The organism is Rhodococcus sp. ENV425, assembly GCF_002887785.1.
Taxonomy (GTDB): domain Bacteria; phylum Actinomycetota; class Actinomycetes; order Mycobacteriales; family Mycobacteriaceae; genus Rhodococcus; species Rhodococcus aetherivorans.
Genome location: NZ_PCZU01000120.1, coordinates 62,062 through 77,007, shown reverse-complemented (window position 1 = coordinate 77,007; position 14,946 = coordinate 62,062). Strand labels below are relative to the sequence as shown.

Annotated in this window: 13 protein-coding genes; 2 read left to right on the top strand and 11 right to left on the bottom strand. The window is 70.1% G+C overall.

Features of this window, described 5'->3' with window-relative positions:
* Positions 1-154: 154 nt before the first annotated feature.
* The 11 genes from CQZ88_RS09610 to CQZ88_RS09560 all read right to left on the bottom strand — a co-directional run bounded on the left by CQZ88_RS09610 (position 155) and on the right by CQZ88_RS09560 (position 11,857).
* Entirely contained in the window at positions 155-586 is a 432-nt protein-coding gene (locus CQZ88_RS09610) for an SRPBCC family protein (RefSeq protein ID WP_006930253.1), read from the bottom strand.
* 71 nt (positions 587-657) lie between these two features.
* Entirely contained in the window at positions 658-2,292 is a 1,635-nt protein-coding gene (locus tag CQZ88_RS09605) for a cation acetate symporter (protein ID WP_102799646.1), read from the bottom strand.
* Complete coding sequence (locus tag CQZ88_RS09600) at positions 2,289-2,651, bottom strand: DUF485 domain-containing protein (protein WP_006930250.1); 363 nt, start codon at positions 2,649-2,651, stop codon at positions 2,289-2,291. Before CQZ88_RS09600 ends, CQZ88_RS09605 begins: the two co-directional genes overlap by 4 nt.
* Positions 2,652-2,811: 160 nt before the next feature.
* A complete protein-coding gene (locus CQZ88_RS09595) occupies positions 2,812-4,623 on the bottom strand; it encodes a cation acetate symporter (RefSeq protein ID WP_102799645.1) in 1,812 nt (603 codons plus the stop codon).
* Positions 4,624-4,630: 7 nt separating this feature from the next.
* Positions 4,631-4,936, bottom strand: a complete 306-nt coding sequence (locus CQZ88_RS09590; protein WP_202917667.1) for a hypothetical protein — start codon at positions 4,934-4,936, stop codon at positions 4,631-4,633.
* A gap of 110 nt (positions 4,937-5,046) precedes the next feature.
* The gene (locus CQZ88_RS09585) at positions 5,047-5,835 is read right to left on the bottom strand and encodes a LytTR family DNA-binding domain-containing protein (protein WP_006946359.1); all 789 of its coding nucleotides are present in this window, start codon (positions 5,833-5,835) and stop codon (positions 5,047-5,049) included.
* 88 nt (positions 5,836-5,923) lie between these two features.
* Positions 5,924-7,141, bottom strand: coding sequence for a sensor histidine kinase (locus tag CQZ88_RS09580; RefSeq protein ID WP_006946362.1), 1,218 nt, complete (start codon positions 7,139-7,141; stop codon positions 5,924-5,926).
* The gene (locus tag CQZ88_RS09575; protein WP_102799644.1) at positions 7,138-7,530 is read right to left on the bottom strand and encodes an MmcQ/YjbR family DNA-binding protein; all 393 of its coding nucleotides are present in this window, start codon (positions 7,528-7,530) and stop codon (positions 7,138-7,140) included. Before CQZ88_RS09575 ends, CQZ88_RS09580 begins: the two co-directional genes overlap by 4 nt.
* Before the next feature lie 97 nt (positions 7,531-7,627).
* Positions 7,628-7,831 carry a YbdD/YjiX family protein gene (locus tag CQZ88_RS09570; protein ID WP_044476511.1) on the bottom strand — a complete coding sequence of 68 codons (204 nt, stop codon included), beginning with the start codon at positions 7,829-7,831 and terminating at the stop codon, positions 7,628-7,630.
* Positions 7,824-10,151, bottom strand: coding sequence for a carbon starvation CstA family protein (locus tag CQZ88_RS09565; RefSeq protein ID WP_006946367.1), 2,328 nt, complete (start codon positions 10,149-10,151; stop codon positions 7,824-7,826). Before CQZ88_RS09565 ends, CQZ88_RS09570 begins: the two co-directional genes overlap by 8 nt.
* A gap of 68 nt (positions 10,152-10,219) precedes the next feature.
* The gene (locus CQZ88_RS09560; RefSeq protein WP_029541922.1) at positions 10,220-11,857 is read right to left on the bottom strand and encodes a Na+/H+ antiporter; all 1,638 of its coding nucleotides are present in this window, start codon (positions 11,855-11,857) and stop codon (positions 10,220-10,222) included.
* A 232-nt stretch (positions 11,858-12,089) separates the two neighbouring features.
* Between CQZ88_RS09560 and CQZ88_RS09555 the strand changes: the two genes are divergently transcribed.
* Both CQZ88_RS09555 and CQZ88_RS09550 read left to right on the top strand, forming a co-directional pair.
* Positions 12,090-13,241 (top strand): acyl-CoA dehydrogenase family protein, encoded by a 1,152-nt coding sequence (locus tag CQZ88_RS09555; protein ID WP_006946371.1) that lies wholly within the window; start codon positions 12,090-12,092, stop codon positions 13,239-13,241.
* A 339-nt stretch (positions 13,242-13,580) separates the two neighbouring features.
* Entirely contained in the window at positions 13,581-14,945 is a 1,365-nt protein-coding gene (locus CQZ88_RS09550; RefSeq protein ID WP_044476512.1) for an aromatic acid/H+ symport family MFS transporter, read from the top strand.
* Position 14,946: the final 1 nt, after the last annotated feature.

Here is a 14,946-nt window from a genome sequence, read left to right as displayed (position 1 = left end):
GAGCGCGGCCCGCGGGCGCGCACTTCTCGCGCCGGTCCCCGGCGTGTCGCCCGCGCGGAGGGCGCTTTCGGTGCTGCGCTCACGAGCACCTTCGGCGCTGGGACACATGAGCGCCTTCGGTGCTGGGACCCATGGGCGCCTTCGGCGCTGCGGCTCAGCTGTAGAGTTCGGCGAACCGGCGCAGCGAGGCCTCGATGTCGCCGTGCAGGGCCCGCGCGACGCCGGAGCCGATCGGCCCGAACAGCGGTGCCCCGCCGAGGTCGATGTTCAGGCTGAGCACGGAGCCGATCCCGGCGGCCCGGACGGTCATCCGCAGCTTGAACCGGGTGCCGCCCTTGCCGGAACCGTGGAGCACGAGGTGGTGCGGCGAGTCGATCTCCCGGACGGTCCACGCGACCCGGTTACGCATGCCCTTGACCGAGACGACGGACTCGGCGGTGGTGCCGACGACGAGTTCGCTCGGCAGGTCGCTGCGCCACCCGTCGTGGATGGTCAGCCATTCGTCGAATCCGTGCAGGTCCGACGCCCGCACCCAGGTCACGTGCGGTTCGAGCGGAAGGTCGGTCGATACCTCGAGTTTGGCCATGCCCCGCAGCGTAGACGCCGAAGCGCGGACGCAGGGTGATCGACCCTGCGTCCGCGCTTCGTGGGTGTTGCCTAGTGGGCGACAGCCTTTTCGACACCGACACCGGTGAGGGAGCGGACCTCCATCTCGGCCTGCTTGGCCGGGTCCTCCAGCTTGCGCCGGCCGATGTAGGTACCGACGATGCCGAGGACGAAGGCCAGCGGGATCGACACGATGCCGGGGTTGGCGAGCGGGAAGAGGGCGAAGTCCGCGTTCGGGAACATCGAGGACGGCTTGCCGGACACCGCCGGGGAGAAGGCGATGAGCAGCAGGCAGCTGACCAGGCCGCCGTAGATGCTGAACAGGGCGCCGGTGGTGTTGAACTTCTTCCAGAACAGCGAGTACAGCAGCGTCGGCAGGTTGGCGGACGCGGCGACTGCGAAGGCCAGGGCCACCAGGAAGGCGATGTTCTGGCCCATCGCGAGGATGCCCAGCACGATCGAGACCACGCCGATCACTACGACGGTGATGCGGGAGACCCGCACCTGATCCTCCTCGGAGGCGTTGCCGCGCTTGATCACGCTGGCGTAGATGTCGTGGGCGAAGGACGCGGACGCGGTGATCGCGAGGCCGGCGACGACCGCGAGGATCGTGGCGAACGCGACGGCGGAGATGATGCCGAGGAAGATGGTGCCGCCGAGTTCGAAGGCGAGCAGCGGCGCGGCCGAGTTCTCCTTGCCGGGGGCGCCGAGGATGACGTCCGGTCCGACCATCTTGGCGGCACCGTAGCCGAGCACCAGGGTGAACAGGTAGACCCCGCCGATCAGGGCGATGGCCCAGGTCACCGAGCGCCGGGCCTCCTTGGCGGTGGGCACGGTGTAGAAGCGCATCAGCACGTGCGGCAGGCCGGCGGTGCCGAGCACCAGGGCGATGCCGAGCGAGACGAAGTCGAGCCGGGTCATGTCGCTGATGCCGTACTTGGCGCCGGGGGCGAGCACGTCGCGGCCGGCGACGGCCTCGTTGGTGGAGCTGTTCACCATGGCCTGCGCGTCGGCCAGCAGCTGCGAGAAGTTGCCGCGGACCGCGAGCAGCACGAGCACGAACATGATGCCGGCACCGGCGACGAGCAGCACGGCCTTGACCATCTGCACGTAGGTGGTGCCCTTCATGCCGCCGATGAGCACGTACACGATCATCAGGACGCCGACCACGGCGACGACGATGCCCTGGCCGAGCTTGCCGTCGATGTTGAGCAGCAGCGCGACGAGGCCACCCGCACCGGCCATCTGGGCGAGCAGGTAGAACAGCGACACCGCGAGGGTGGACAGCGCGGCGGCCATACGCACCGGACGCTGCTTGAGCCGGAAGCTCAGGACATCGGCCATGGTGAACCGGCCGGTGTTGCGCAGCAGTTCGGCGACGAGCAGCAGGGCGACGAGCCAGGCGACGAGGAAGCCGATGGAGTACAGGAATCCGTCGTAGCCGTAGACGGCGATGGCGCCGGCGATGCCGAGGAACGACGCGGCCGACAGGTAGTCGCCGGCGATCGCGAAGCCGTTCTGCGGGCCGGAGAACTGCCCGCCGCCGGTGTAGAAGTCCGAGGCCTTCTTGGTGGAGCGGCTGGCCCGGATGACCAGGCTCATCGTCACGACGACGAATGCGACGAAAATCGCGATGTTGAACAAGGGGTTGCCGACGTCGGTGGCACCCTGGGCCAGAACTGTCACTGGGCCGGTCCTTCCAGCTCTTCACGGATCGCGGCGGACCGCGGATCCAGGTCACGGTTGGCGAACCGCACGTAGAGCGCGGTGATGACGAAGGTCGATACGAACTGCGCGAGTCCGAGGATCAGGCCGAGGTTGATGTTGCCGAGCACCTTGGTCGCCATGAAGTCGGCGGCGTAGGTGGCCAGCAGGACGTACACGAAGTACCAGGTGAGGAAGAGTCCCGTCATCGGGAAGACGAACCGCCGGAGCCGGCGGCGCAAGTCCTGGAACTCCGGACTCGCCTGCATGTCGACGAAGTCCTGCGCATCGGGCGTGCGGCGCTCGAGCGCCCCGCCCTTGCCGAGGTGAGCTGTGGTCACTGCCGACTCCTTGGTCGTGGCTTCAGGGATCGCCCCTGTGAGACGTACTACCAGTAGACCGTAATGAGACGAGAGTCACACGAGAAGATGGTGGCACCGGTCACACGCCGAGCTGTCGACCGGTGCGGCGAACGGTCCCCCGGGCGCGACGAGTGGCGGCTCAGTGGCCTCGCGGCCGGGGCGACTTTCCGGGTCCGCGCCGGTCCGCGGGGTCGCCGGTGTCCTCGAACGCCCCGAGCTCCCGGTCCCGGCCCATCCCCAGCCGCTCGGGCACGTGCATGCGGGAGAAGACGCGACCGATGTCCGCCGGGACGCGGGATCGGGTGGCGAGGCTGACGACGACCATGGTGACGAACGCGAGTGGCACGCTCACGGCGGCCGGGTAGCCGATGACGGCGGCGAGCCAGCCTCCGCCCGTCCCGGGGTCGATGCGCACCAGCACGACCACCAGGGCCGCGCCGCCGGCCACCACCGCGCCGACCACCATGCCCGCGGCCGCCCCGGCCGCGGTGAGCCCGCGCCACCAGATGCCGAGCATCAGCAGCGGACACAGCGTGGAGGCGGCCACCGCGAACACCAGACCCACCGCCCGCGACAGGTCCAGCGACGTCACCGCCAGCGACAGGCCGAGCGGCACCAGGCCGGCGAGGACGGCCGCGATCCGGAAGTCCCGCACCCGCCCCCGCAGCACGTCGGTGGACAGCACGCCGGCGACGCTGACCAGCAACCCCGAGGACGTGGACAGGAACGCCGCGATCGCGCCGGCGGCGACGAGCGCGGCGAGCAGCTGGCCGCCCCAGCCGGACAGGACCGACCCCGGCAGCAGCAGCACGGCCGCGTCCGAGCGGCCGGTGATGAGCAGTTGCGGCACGTACAGGCGCGCGAACACCCCGAGCAGCGTCGGGAACAGATAGAACACGCCGAGCAGGGCGATCACCGCGAGCGACGTCATGCGGGCCGCACGCCCGTCGGGGTTGGTGTAGAAGCGCACCAGCACGTGCGGCAGCCCCATGGTGCCGAGGAAGGTGGCGAGGATCAGCGAATACACCTGGAACATCGGGTGCGCGCCGCCGATCCCGCCGCCGGGCGCGGCCCAGTCGTCGTTGGTGGCGGGTGCCCCGGCCACCACCGGCACGGCTGCGCCGGGCTCGAGCACCAGCGCCGTGCCGGCGGCCACCTCGTGCTCGCCGGGCGCGAGCAGCACGGTGCCGTCCACGGTCCGTCCGTCGACCCGTCCGGTGGCGGCGACCTCGAGAGGCTCGCCGACCTGGACGACGACGTCGGTGGTGACGTCGACGGTGGTGCGCTCGGTGACCGTCGGCGGCGCCGGCTGCCCGACGGCGCGGTCGTCGTCGAGGAAGTGGACGGCGAGCACGAGGGCCGGCACCGCGACGGCGGTGAGCTTGAGCCAGTACTGGAACGCCTGGACGAAGGTGATCGAGCGCATGCCGCCACCGACGACGTTGCCGACGACGATCAAGCCGACCGCGACGACGCCGACCCAGTCGGGGACGCCGAGCAGGATGTTCAGGGTCAGTCCCGCGCCCTGGAACTGGGGGACGAGGTAGAGCACGCAGACGACGGCGACGATCACCATCGCCAGGGTGCGCAGCCATCGCGCGCCGAGCCGGAACTCCGCGAAGTCGGGCACCGTATAGGCGCCGGACCGGCGCAGCGGCGCGGCGACGAACAGCAGCAGGCCCAGGTAGCCCGCCGTGAAGCCCACCGGATACCACAGGGCGTCGGCGCCGTACTTGGCGATCAGCCCGGCCACTCCGAGAAACGAGGCGGCGGAGAGGTATTCACCGGATATGGCGGCGGCGTTCCAGCGGGGGCCGACGCTGCGGGAGGCGATGAGGGAGTCGGAGGTGGTGCGGGCCAGCCGGACTCCGTAGATGCCGATCGCGACGGTGGCGGCGGCTGCGGCGACGAGCCCGATGACGGTGACGACGGGGATCGAACCGGTATCCATGAGCCGCTCAGTCGTCGACCAGGTCGGTGAAGTCCTGCTCGTTGCGTTCGGCCAGGCGGACGTAGAGCCCGCCGATGCCGAGCAGCAGCGGGTATCCGACGAATCCGAGCAGCAGCCACGGCAACCGGATGCCGAGCACCGTCAGGTCCGTCAGGCGCGGCACGAAGTGGAACAGCAGCGGCAGGGCACACAGCAGGCACACCGCGACGAGCGAGAGCCGCGCGGCGAGGCCGAGCTGGGCTCGGACCAGGCCGCGCACCATGGCCTCCCCGACCTCGGTCTGTTCCTGGACCTCCACGCGGGTGCGCACCATGCGGGCGCCGCGGCGCTGGGCGAGCACCACCCGTTCGCGCGGCGGCGGGCCGCCCGAACCACGCGGCGGCGGGCCGCCCGAACCATGCGGCGGCGGGTTGCCGGACGGACTCATCTGGTCGTCCAGGTCTGCATCGGTCCGCGGATCAGGCGGTCCTTGAGCTCGCGGGTGTGGCGACGGCTCACCGGCAGTTCGACGGGCGGCTTGCCCTCCTCGGCCCGCAGGCACACGACGAGGCCGGAGCCGACGCTGCGAATGCCGGTCACCAGGGGCAGCGACACGAGGTAGGAGCGGTGCACCCGCAGGAACCCGGCGTCTGCCCAGCGGCTCTCGAGGGTGGAGATGGGGATGCGCACCAGGTGGGAGCCGGTGCCGGTGTGCAGGCGTGCGTAGTCGCCGTCGGCCTCGACCCACTGCACCGACGACCGCGGCACCAGTGTGGTCACGCCGCCGAGTTCGACGGGGATCACCTCGTCCGCCGCGGCCGCGCCCGCGGCGGCGGATTCGGTTTCGCGGGTGCGGCGGCGCTCGGCGATGCGGCGCACCGCCTCGGCGAGACGTTCCTCGCGCAGGGGTTTGAGCAGGTAGTCGACCGCGCCGAGGTCGAAGGCCGCCACCGCACGGTCGTCGTGCGCGGTCACGAACACGACGGCGGGCGGGTTCGCGAAGTTGCGCAGGATGCCGGCGAGCTCCAGGCCGTCGAGGCCGGGCATGTTGATGTCGAGGAACACCGCGTCGATCCCACCGTCGCGCAGCAGCCGCAGGGCGGTGGTCGCCTCGCCCGCGGTGTGGACATGGCCGATCTCCTCGCGTCGCCGCAGCAGGTACGCGAGCTCGTCGAGGGCCGGCGGTTCGTCGTCGACGGCCAGCACGGTGAGGGTGTCGGTGGTGTCGTTCACAGCCGGTCCATCGTGCCATGCCGGACCGTCCGCGCGGAGCGGACCGGTCCACTCGCGCGGAGCGGGGCCGGGTGGCGGAAGGGTCGCGTCATGCCCGTATCCCGGGCCGGAACTTCGGCACCCGCATGCTGACCTTCGTTCCGGCCCCCGGCGCCGTCTCGACGACGAGGCCGTAGTCGTTGCCGAACGCTGCGCGCAGGCGATCGTCGACGTTGGCCAGTCCCACGTGCGCCGCCTCCTTGGCGCTGGTGCGCCCCTGTCCCTCGGCGACGGCGTCGAGATCGCCGGAGCGCAGGAGTTCGGGATCCATGCCGACGCCGTCGTCCTCGACGCTGATGACGCAGTCGGTGCCCTCGTCCGCGGCGACGATGCTGATGGTGCCGGTGCGGGTGCTCTTGCCCGCGATGCCGTGCCGCACGGCGTTCTCGACGAGGGGCTGCAGGGCGAGGAACGGCAGCACCACGTTGAGCACCTCCGGCGCGACCTGCAGCCGCACCTCGAGAGCGTTGCCGAACCGGGCCCGCTCGAGCGTGAGATACCGGTCGATGTTGCGCAGTTCGTCGGCGAGCAGCGTGTACTCCCCGGCCGCGCGGAAGGAGTACCGGGTGAAGTCGGCGAATTCGAGGAGCAGTTCGCGGGCGCGTTCGGGGTCGGTGCGCACGAACGACGCGACGGTGCCCAGGGCGTTGTAGATGAAGTGCGGGCTGATCTGAGCGCGCAGCGCCAGCACCTCGGCGCGGTCGAGGCGGGCGCGGGAGGCGTCGAGTTCGGCGAGTTCGATCTGGCTGCAGGCGTAGCGGGCGACCTCGGTGAGCACGCCGAGCAGAGCCGGGCCGGGCTCGGTGGTGGTCACGACGCCGAGCGCACCGACGACCCCGACGTTGTCGATGACGAGCGGCTGCACGATCACGGCGCGCGCGGCCTGCTCGTCGGGACCGCGCTGGAGGTCGCCGTGCCCGACGAGGACGCGCCGGTCGTCGGCGATCGCGCGCTTCGCGGCGGTGAGCAACTGGGCGGACAGCCCTTCGAAGGGGCCGCTCCACGCCAGGCGGGTGCCGTCCGCGTCGACGAGCGCGACGGACGACGTGCCGGTGAGCGAGCGCAGGTGCGGGGCGGCCTCCTGCGCGGACGTCGCGTCGAGGCCCCGGCGCAGCGGCCGCGCGGCCAGCGACGCGGTGTGCAGGGTGGCGTGCACGGCACGTTCGGCCGGTGTGGTCAGGCCACGCCGGGTGCGCAGCCACAGCACGGTGACGCCGGCGACGACGAGCAACGCGACGGCCAGGAGCGCGGCGAGGGTTGCGCTCACCGCGGGTCCGGTCCCGGCTCGGCGTCGAGCCGCGCGACGAGGGTCTTCGGCGCGACGGTGCGGTACGCGTCCTCGACGATGTCCGCGACGTCGTCCCAGAAGGCGTCGCCGGTGGCGCCGGGGCCGTCGGGGCGGACCCCGATCCAGCCACGGGTGCCGACGTACGGCGGCCGGAAGAAGCGATCCGGGTCCCGCTCGATCCAATCCTGTTGTGCGCCCGCGGGTGCGGCCGCCCAGAACGCGACACGGTCGTCGTGGTGGTGGTCGGCGAAGGTGGCGAACTGCGGGGAGCGGCGGACGAACCAGGCCGGTTCGCCGTGGCTGACGCGTTCGGTGACGTCCGGAAGCGCGGTGCACAGGGCACGCAGGCGGTCGAGCGGACTCATCATGGGTTCACGCTAGGCCACCGCAGCGACGCCGTTGCGGGGTACACGGTGGCCGGGTGCACGCGGATCGGCGCGGCGCCGGCCGGTGCCCGCACAGGCCTCAGCAGCAACGTGCCCCCGGGTTCGCGTCCGCGGCGGCGTAACGGGTGCGCCAGTACTCGCGTTCGGTGGGGATCTCGGCTCCGGGGTGCAGCCGTTCCAGGTGGGCGACGTACCGCGCGTAGTCGTGGTCGCCCATCAGCGCTCCGATCCACCAGCGCACCGTTCGTCCCCGCGCGGCGAGCGCGGCGAGCACCCTACTCATGGTGCGCTCCGGTCGGCTCCGAGCGGGGGCCGCGAGCGGGACGGATGTGCGCGGCGCCCGGGGCGCGCACGCGTCCGGACGCGATGAGCACGTCCCACTGGTGCTGTATTCGTTTCTCGGCGGCCGTGGGTACGAACCCGGCCGGGGCGAAGATCTTCGACGGAACGTCGGGAGCCTCGGTGGTGGGCAGCCCTCCGGCCCGGAACGCCTTGACGCACACGATGGCTCCCGCGACGGCGACGATCAGCACGAGACTCGCGAACACGATCGACAGTGTGCCCTGGATGAAGGTGTTGCGGATCACCGCGTCGATCGCGGCGGGGCTCGTCGCGGACCGGAAACTGGTCTCCCCGGCGTCCTTGGCGGCCTGGAAGTCGAAGTGCTGGGTCCAGTACCCGATCGCGGGATCCCCCGAGAAGATCTTCTGCCACGAGGCGGTCATCGTCACGATCAGGTCCCACACGAGCGGAACGCCCGGGATCCATGCCCATTTGAACAGGCCCTTCTTCATCACCACGGTGAGCACGACCGTCAGGGCGATCGCGGCGAGCAGCTGGTTGGCGATGCCGAACAGCGGGAAGAGGGTGTTGATGCCCCCGAGTGGATCGGTGACGCCCATCAGCAGGATCGCACCCCACGCGGCCACGACCAGCAGCGAGCACAGCCACGCGCCCGGACGCCACGACGGGTCCTTGAACCGGCGGGCCGGTCCCCCGAAGTTGCCGAGCGAATCCGAGAGCATGAAGCGGGCGACGCGGGTGCCGGCGTCGACGGTCGTGAGGATGAACAGGGCCTCGAACATGATCGCGAAGTGGTACCAGAACGACTTCAGCGCGTCGCCACCGAACAGGTCGCTCAGCACGCTGGACATCCCGAACGCGAGGGTCGGGGCGCCGCCGGTGCGCGAGATGATCGAGTCCTCCCCGACGTCGGCGGCGGCCTGGGAGATGGCCTCCGGGGTGATATCCGGGGCACCCAGTCCGAGGCCGTTGACGTAGTCCGCCGCAGTGGCGGGAGTGCCTCCGGTCACGCCGGCCGGGGCGTTGAGCACGAAGTACAGATGCTGATCGATCACGCAGGCGGTGATCAGCGCCATGATCGCCACGAAGGATTCGGTGAGCATGCCCCCGTACCCGATCAGCCGGGTCTGCTTCTCCTTCTCGAGCAGCTTCGGGGTCGTGCCTGAGGAGATGAGCGCGTGGAAGCCGGACAGTGCGCCGCAGGCGATGGTGATGAACAGGAACGGGAACAGCGATCCGGCGAAGGCCGGGCCGTTGCCCTCGAGAGCGAAGGAGGTGACGTCCGGCATCTGCAGGGTCGGGCGGACGATGAGAATACCCACGGCGAGCAGCGCGATCGTCCCGACCTTCATGAACGTGGACAGGTAGTCTCGCGGCGCCAGCAGCAGCCACACCGGTAGCACCGAGGCGGCGAATCCGTACGCGATCATCAGCCACGTGATGGTGACCTTGGACAGGGTGAACCACTCGGCTCCCCAGTCCGTTTCGGCCACCCAGCCGCCGGCGACGATGGCCAGCAGGAGCAGTGCGACGCCGATGAGCGAGACCTCCGAGACCCGGCCCGGCCGCAGGTAACGCAGGTACACCCCCATGAAGAGGGCGATGGGGATGGTCATCGCGATGGAGAACAGACCCCATGGGCTCTCGGCGAGCGCATTGACCACGACCAGAGCGAGAACCGCGATGAGGATGATCATGATGACGAAGACCGCGACCATGGCGGCGATTCCGCCGACGACGCCCAGTTCCTCCCGCGCCATCTGACCGAGGCTGCGCCCGCGGCGCCGCGACGAGATCGACAGCACCAGGAAATCCTGCACCGCACCGGCGAACACGACGCCGAGGATGATCCACAGGGTGCCCGGCAGGTACCCCATCTGCGCGGCGAGCACCGGACCGACGAGAGGACCGGCGCCGGCGATCGCGGCGAAGTGGTGTCCGAACAGCACCCGCCGGTCCGTCGGGATGTAGTCCTTTCCGTTCTCGAGGATCTCCGCCGTGGTGGCCCGGTCGTCGCGCGGTTGGACGATCTTGCTCTCGACCAGCCTGGCGTAGAAGCGGTAGGCGATCAGATACGTGCACACCGCGGCGATCACGAACCAGACCGCGTTGACGTTCTCCCCGCGGACCACCGCGATCATCGTCCAGGCGACACCACCGAGCAGCGCCAGCACGACGAACACGACGCGGGCCGACGAAGGCATCGGGGAACGGTCGACGATGCCGACCGGCGGGAGGTCGGGATCCGTGCGCAGGTATTCGATCCGGGGCGGGGACTCGGGAACCGATTCGACGGCCATAAGGAATCCTAGAATCGTCTGCTCCCGCCCCGGCGGGAAAACGCGGATGTCGGCAGTCCGGGGCCCGGTCAGTACCGGGTGCGCCGGTTGAGCCGTTCCTCCGCGGCCGCCTCCTCGACGTCGAGTCCCTCGAGCACCGTGCGGAGCGTCTCGTCGTCGAGGTCGCCGTTGTCGCGTGCCGCGATCAGGGCCTGCCGCTGGGCGCGCAGCACGGAGCGCCGGAGCTTCTCGAACAGGGTGCCCGAGTCGGGCACGGCCGGTTCGTGCTCACCGGCCTCCTCGGCCTGCTGCGCTTCGAGGCGGGCCTTCATGGACCGGTTCACCCGGGCGAGGATGCGTTGCAGCGCCTCGGCGTCGACGCCGTCGGGCGGATTCTTCGCGAGCAGCGCGAGGTGCTGTTCGGCGGCAGTGCCGGAGATGGTCCGCGCACGTTCCATCTGCTCCTGGGCATACAGCCGTTCGTAGGGATCGGCGACGTTCAGCACCCGGATGAGGGCCGGCATCGTCGCCCCCTGGATCAGCAGGGTGCCGACCGCGACCACGAAGGCGATCACCTGGATCGTCTCGCGACCGGGGAACGGCTCGCCGGAGGCCAGGACGAGCGGCACGCCCCCGGCGGCCGCGAGGGTCACCACACCGCGCATCCCGGCCCACGAGATCACCAGGTACTCACGGCCGGTGAACTGGTCGCGCCCCAGCCGGTCGAGCCCGACCTCCCGCGTGAGGCGGCGACGCGCCCAGTGCAGCAGCACCCACAGCGGCCGCACCGCGATCACCACACCGAGCACCGCGAACGCGTAGAGGAACGCGCGGTGCACGTCGAGACCGCTCTCGCGGACCTCGTCGATCACGAACTTCAGCTGCAGTCCCATGTAGGCGAAGACGAACATCTCGAGCAGCACGTCGAGGCTCTCCCACACCGCCCGTTCCTGGATGCGCGTCGCCACGGACGCGTCGGTGGCCCGGTGCCCCATGTACAGGCCGGCTGCGACCACGGCCAGCACACCGGACGCCTCGATCTCCTCGGCGGCCAGGTAGGCGGTGAACGGGAGCACCAGTCCCAGCACCGTTTCCAGCGGCGAGTCGTACATGCGGCCGCGCACCCGGTGCACCACGACGGCGAGCAGCAATCCGATCGCCACGCCGCCGGCCACCTCGTACCCGAAGAACACCACGGGCGAGTCCACCAGCACCCGGGTGCCGGCGACGGCGGAGACCGCGACGGTGAACAGGGTCAGCGCGGTCGCGTCGTTGACCAGACCCTCACCGGTGAGGACCGCGATGACGCGTTTGGGCAGTCCGAGTCGCTGTCCGACGGCGACGGCGCTGACCGCGTCGGTCGGCGCGACCACGGCCCCGAGCACGAGTGCGGCGCCGAGGGTCAGATCCGGCACCAGCGCCGAGGCGGAGAACGCGACGGCGAAGGCCGTGACCAGGACGGTGAAGATGCCCAGCCGCAGGATCGGCGCGAGGTGCCGGCGGAAGGTCGCCACGGAGAAGCGCAGCGCCGCCGAGTACAGCAGCGGCGGCAGCACCACCCCGAGGATGATGTCCGGATGCAGCTCGAGCCGCGGCATGCCGGGCAGGAACGAGGCGATCGAGCCGATGGTGACGAGGACCAGCGGGGCCTGGAGGTTTCCGCGGTTCGCGAGTCCGGTGACGGCGACGGCCGCGATGACGACGAGGAGGATCCAGGTCCCGTTCACCCGTCGATTGTGACCCGGACGGGCGGTGGGCGCCGCCGCACGATCCGAGTGCCCGGTGTCCGAGCCCACCGGGCACCGATACTCGCGTGCCCTGCACCGCACCCTTGACACCCCCCGAGAAACGAACGTATATTCACCTCAAGTGAATGAGCATTCATTTTGCTCGTGTGCTTTTCGAAATCCGACGCACCCCGCCCCGAAGGCCCCGGTGGTGCCCCAGCAAGGAGTCGACATGGATCTGGCGTTGACGGAGGAGCAGCAGAGTTTCCGGCAACTCGCACGCGAGTTCCTCGACAAGGAGGTGGTCCCGCACCGGGCCGCATGGGACCGCGCCGAATCGGTGGACATCTCGATCGTGCCCAAGCTCGCCGAGATCGGGTTCTTCGGGCTGACCATCCCCGAGGAGTACGGCGGCCTCGGCGGCGACTACATCACCTACTGCCTCGGCATGGAGGAACTCGGCCGCGCCGACTCCGCTGTGCGCGGCATCGTGTCCGTCTCGATGGGCTTGGTGGGCAAGGTGATTCTGTCCCACGGCACCGAGGAGCAGAAGCACGAGTGGCTGCCACGCATCGCTTCGGGTGAGGCGCTCGCATGCTTCGGTCTCACCGAACCCGACAACGGCTCCGACCCCGGACACCTGAAGACCCGCGCGGTGCGCGACGGCGACCACTACATCATCAACGGGTCGAAGATCTTCATCACCAACGGAACCTGGGCGAACCTGTGCCTGGTCTTCGCCCGCACCGGCGGTCCCGGCCCGAAGGGCGTGTCCGCCTTCCTCGTTCCCACCGACACCCCGGGCTTCGAAGCCCGGGAGATCCACGGCAAGCTCGGCCTGCGCGGCCAGGCCACCGCCGAGCTGTACTTCACCGACATGAAGGTGCCCGCGAGCGCGCTGCTCGGCGAGGAGGGCCAAGGCTTCTCGATCGCCATGCACTCGCTGGACAAGGGCCGGGTCTCGGTCGGCGCCGGCTGCGTCGGCATCATCCAGGGCTGCCTCGAGGCCGCCGTCGACTACGCGACGAACCGCAAGCAGTTCGACCGGCCCATCGCCTCGTACCAGCTGATCCAGGACCTGATCGCGGACATGTCCGTCGACGCCGACGCCGGCCGCCTGCTGACCTGGCGGGCAGCCGACCTCATCGAGCGCGGAGAACCGTTCGGCACCGCCGCATCCAAGGCGAAGTACTTCTGCAGCGAGGCTGCGGTGCGAGCCGCCAACAACGCGATCCAGCTCTTCGGCGGGTACGGCTACGTCGACGAGTACCCCGTCGCCAAGTACATGCGCGACGCCCGCGTGATGACCCTGTACGAGGGCACCAGCCAGATCCAGAAGCTGCTCATCGGCCGCGCCGAGACCGGCATCAGCGCCTTCCTGTAGACCGTCCAGGACGGCGGGCCCGGGATCGCCGGCGGAGCCGGAGGGGGGGTCGTCGCCACACCGGCGGGTAGTCAGGCGGTAGTAGATCACGCACAACGCTCGGCTGGGGTCTCCCAGTCGAGCGTTGTGCGTGATCGGCCGTAGAGGCCCCGGCCGGGAACCCCGGGCAGGGCCTCGACGCGCACCCTTGACAGAGTGACGCGCGCCACACTACCGTTCTGGTCGAACACAATGAATGAGCATTCATCCACTACGAATTTTTGTTCACTCATCGTTGTCGCTCCGACGGGGCCGACCCGCCCCGGCGAAAACTCGCCCCCTGACACACACGGAGTTCTCATGCCCCCTGTCTCGGCCGACTGGACCAGTACGCAGCATCGACGCTCGGTGACGTGGATCGTCGCCCTCGCGACGGCAGCGCTCGTCTTCGACGGATACGACCTGGTCGTGTACGGAACCATCCTCCCGATCCTCATGAAGGATCCGACCCAGCTCGGTGCCGTCTCTGCCGAACAGGCCGGGGTGCTCGGCTCGTACGCCCTGGTCGGGGTCCTGATCGGCGCCCTGCTCGCCGGCGCCTTCGGCGACCGGGTCGGCCGCCGAAAGCTGACACTGATCAGCATCACGTGGTTCTCGGTGGGCATGGCTGCCGCGGCGATGACCCACTCCGTGACGATGTTCGGCGCCATGCGACTGCTCACCGGCATCGGCGTGGGTGGACTCATCGCCACCACCGGCGCGGTGGTCGCCGAGTTCGCGCCGCCCAGCAAGAAGAACATGTACAACGCGATCGTCTACTGCGGTGTCCCCCTCGGCGGTGTCATGGCGTCGCTGCTCGCCCTGCTGCTGCGTGACGCCATCGGCTGGCGCGGCCTGTTCTGGATCGGAGCGCTGCCCCTCGTGATCCTGCTGCCGCTCGTGCTGCTGAGGCTTCCCGAGTCGCCCCGCTGGCTCGTCGCCCGTGGCCGGATCGACGAGGCCCACGCGATCACCGCACGCACCGGCATCCCTTCTCCGACAGCCGAAGAACTCGTCGTCGAGCGGGCGGGCGCCCAGAAGGTCGGATTCGCCGCGCTGGCCACCCGCCGGTACGCGCTAGGCACCGCACTGCTCGGCCTGATGAGCTTCGGCGGCATCATGCTCACGTACGGGCTCAACACCTGGTTGCCGAAGATCATGGAGAACGCCGGGTTCGACGCGAAGAACTCGCTGGCATTCCTGTTGGTGCTGAACGGCGGCGCGATCGCCGGCGTTGTGCTCGCCTCCCGGACGGCGGATCGCACCGGCCCGCAGCGGGTCATCGTCGGCACGTTCCTGCTCGCGGTGCTGTCGCTCATCGTGCTCACCCTCGACCTGCCGCTGGCGGTGCTGCTCGGCGCGGTCGCGGCGGCCGGTATCGGCGGGATCGGCACCCAGATCCTCATCTACGGCTTCGTCGCCAACTACTACTCGACCACGGCACGCGCCGCCGGCGTCGCGTGGTGCGCCGGATTCGGCCGTCTCGGCGGGATCTTCGGGCCGCTCGTCGGTGGGCTGATCCTCGGCGCCGGACTGAGCAGCAACATCGCCTTCTACATCTTCGCGGGCATTGCGCTGCTCGGCGCGGGCCTCACCGTGCTGGTGCCCACCCGCCACGAGAGCGTCGCGACAAGCCCGAGCGGGACGCACCGGGCGGCCGAGCCCGCCATGGTGACCGTCGACTGAC

Bases quoted from the DNA above. Each gene is read 5' to 3' on its own strand.
- CQZ88_RS09610 (WP_006930253.1), bottom strand. From the start codon at position 586: ATGGCCAAACTCGAGGTATCGACCGACCTTCCGCTCGAACCGCACGTG.
- CQZ88_RS09595 (WP_102799645.1), bottom strand. From the start codon at position 4,623: ATGGATACCGGTTCGATCCCCGTCGTCACCGTCATCGGGCTCGTCGCC.
- CQZ88_RS09590 (WP_202917667.1), bottom strand. From the start codon at position 4,936: ATGGTGCGCACCCGCGTGGAGGTCCAGGAACAGACCGAGGTCGGGGAG.
- CQZ88_RS09575 (WP_102799644.1), bottom strand. From the start codon at position 7,530: ATGATGAGTCCGCTCGACCGCCTGCGTGCCCTGTGCACCGCGCTTCCG.
- CQZ88_RS09570 (WP_044476511.1), bottom strand. From the start codon at position 7,831: ATGAGTAGGGTGCTCGCCGCGCTCGCCGCGCGGGGACGAACGGTGCGC.
- CQZ88_RS09565 (WP_006946367.1), bottom strand. From the start codon at position 10,151: ATGGCCGTCGAATCGGTTCCCGAGTCCCCGCCCCGGATCGAATACCTG.
- CQZ88_RS09555 (WP_006946371.1), top strand. From the start codon at position 12,090: ATGGATCTGGCGTTGACGGAGGAGCAGCAGAGTTTCCGGCAACTCGCA.
- CQZ88_RS09550 (WP_044476512.1), top strand. From the start codon at position 13,581: ATGCCCCCTGTCTCGGCCGACTGGACCAGTACGCAGCATCGACGCTCG.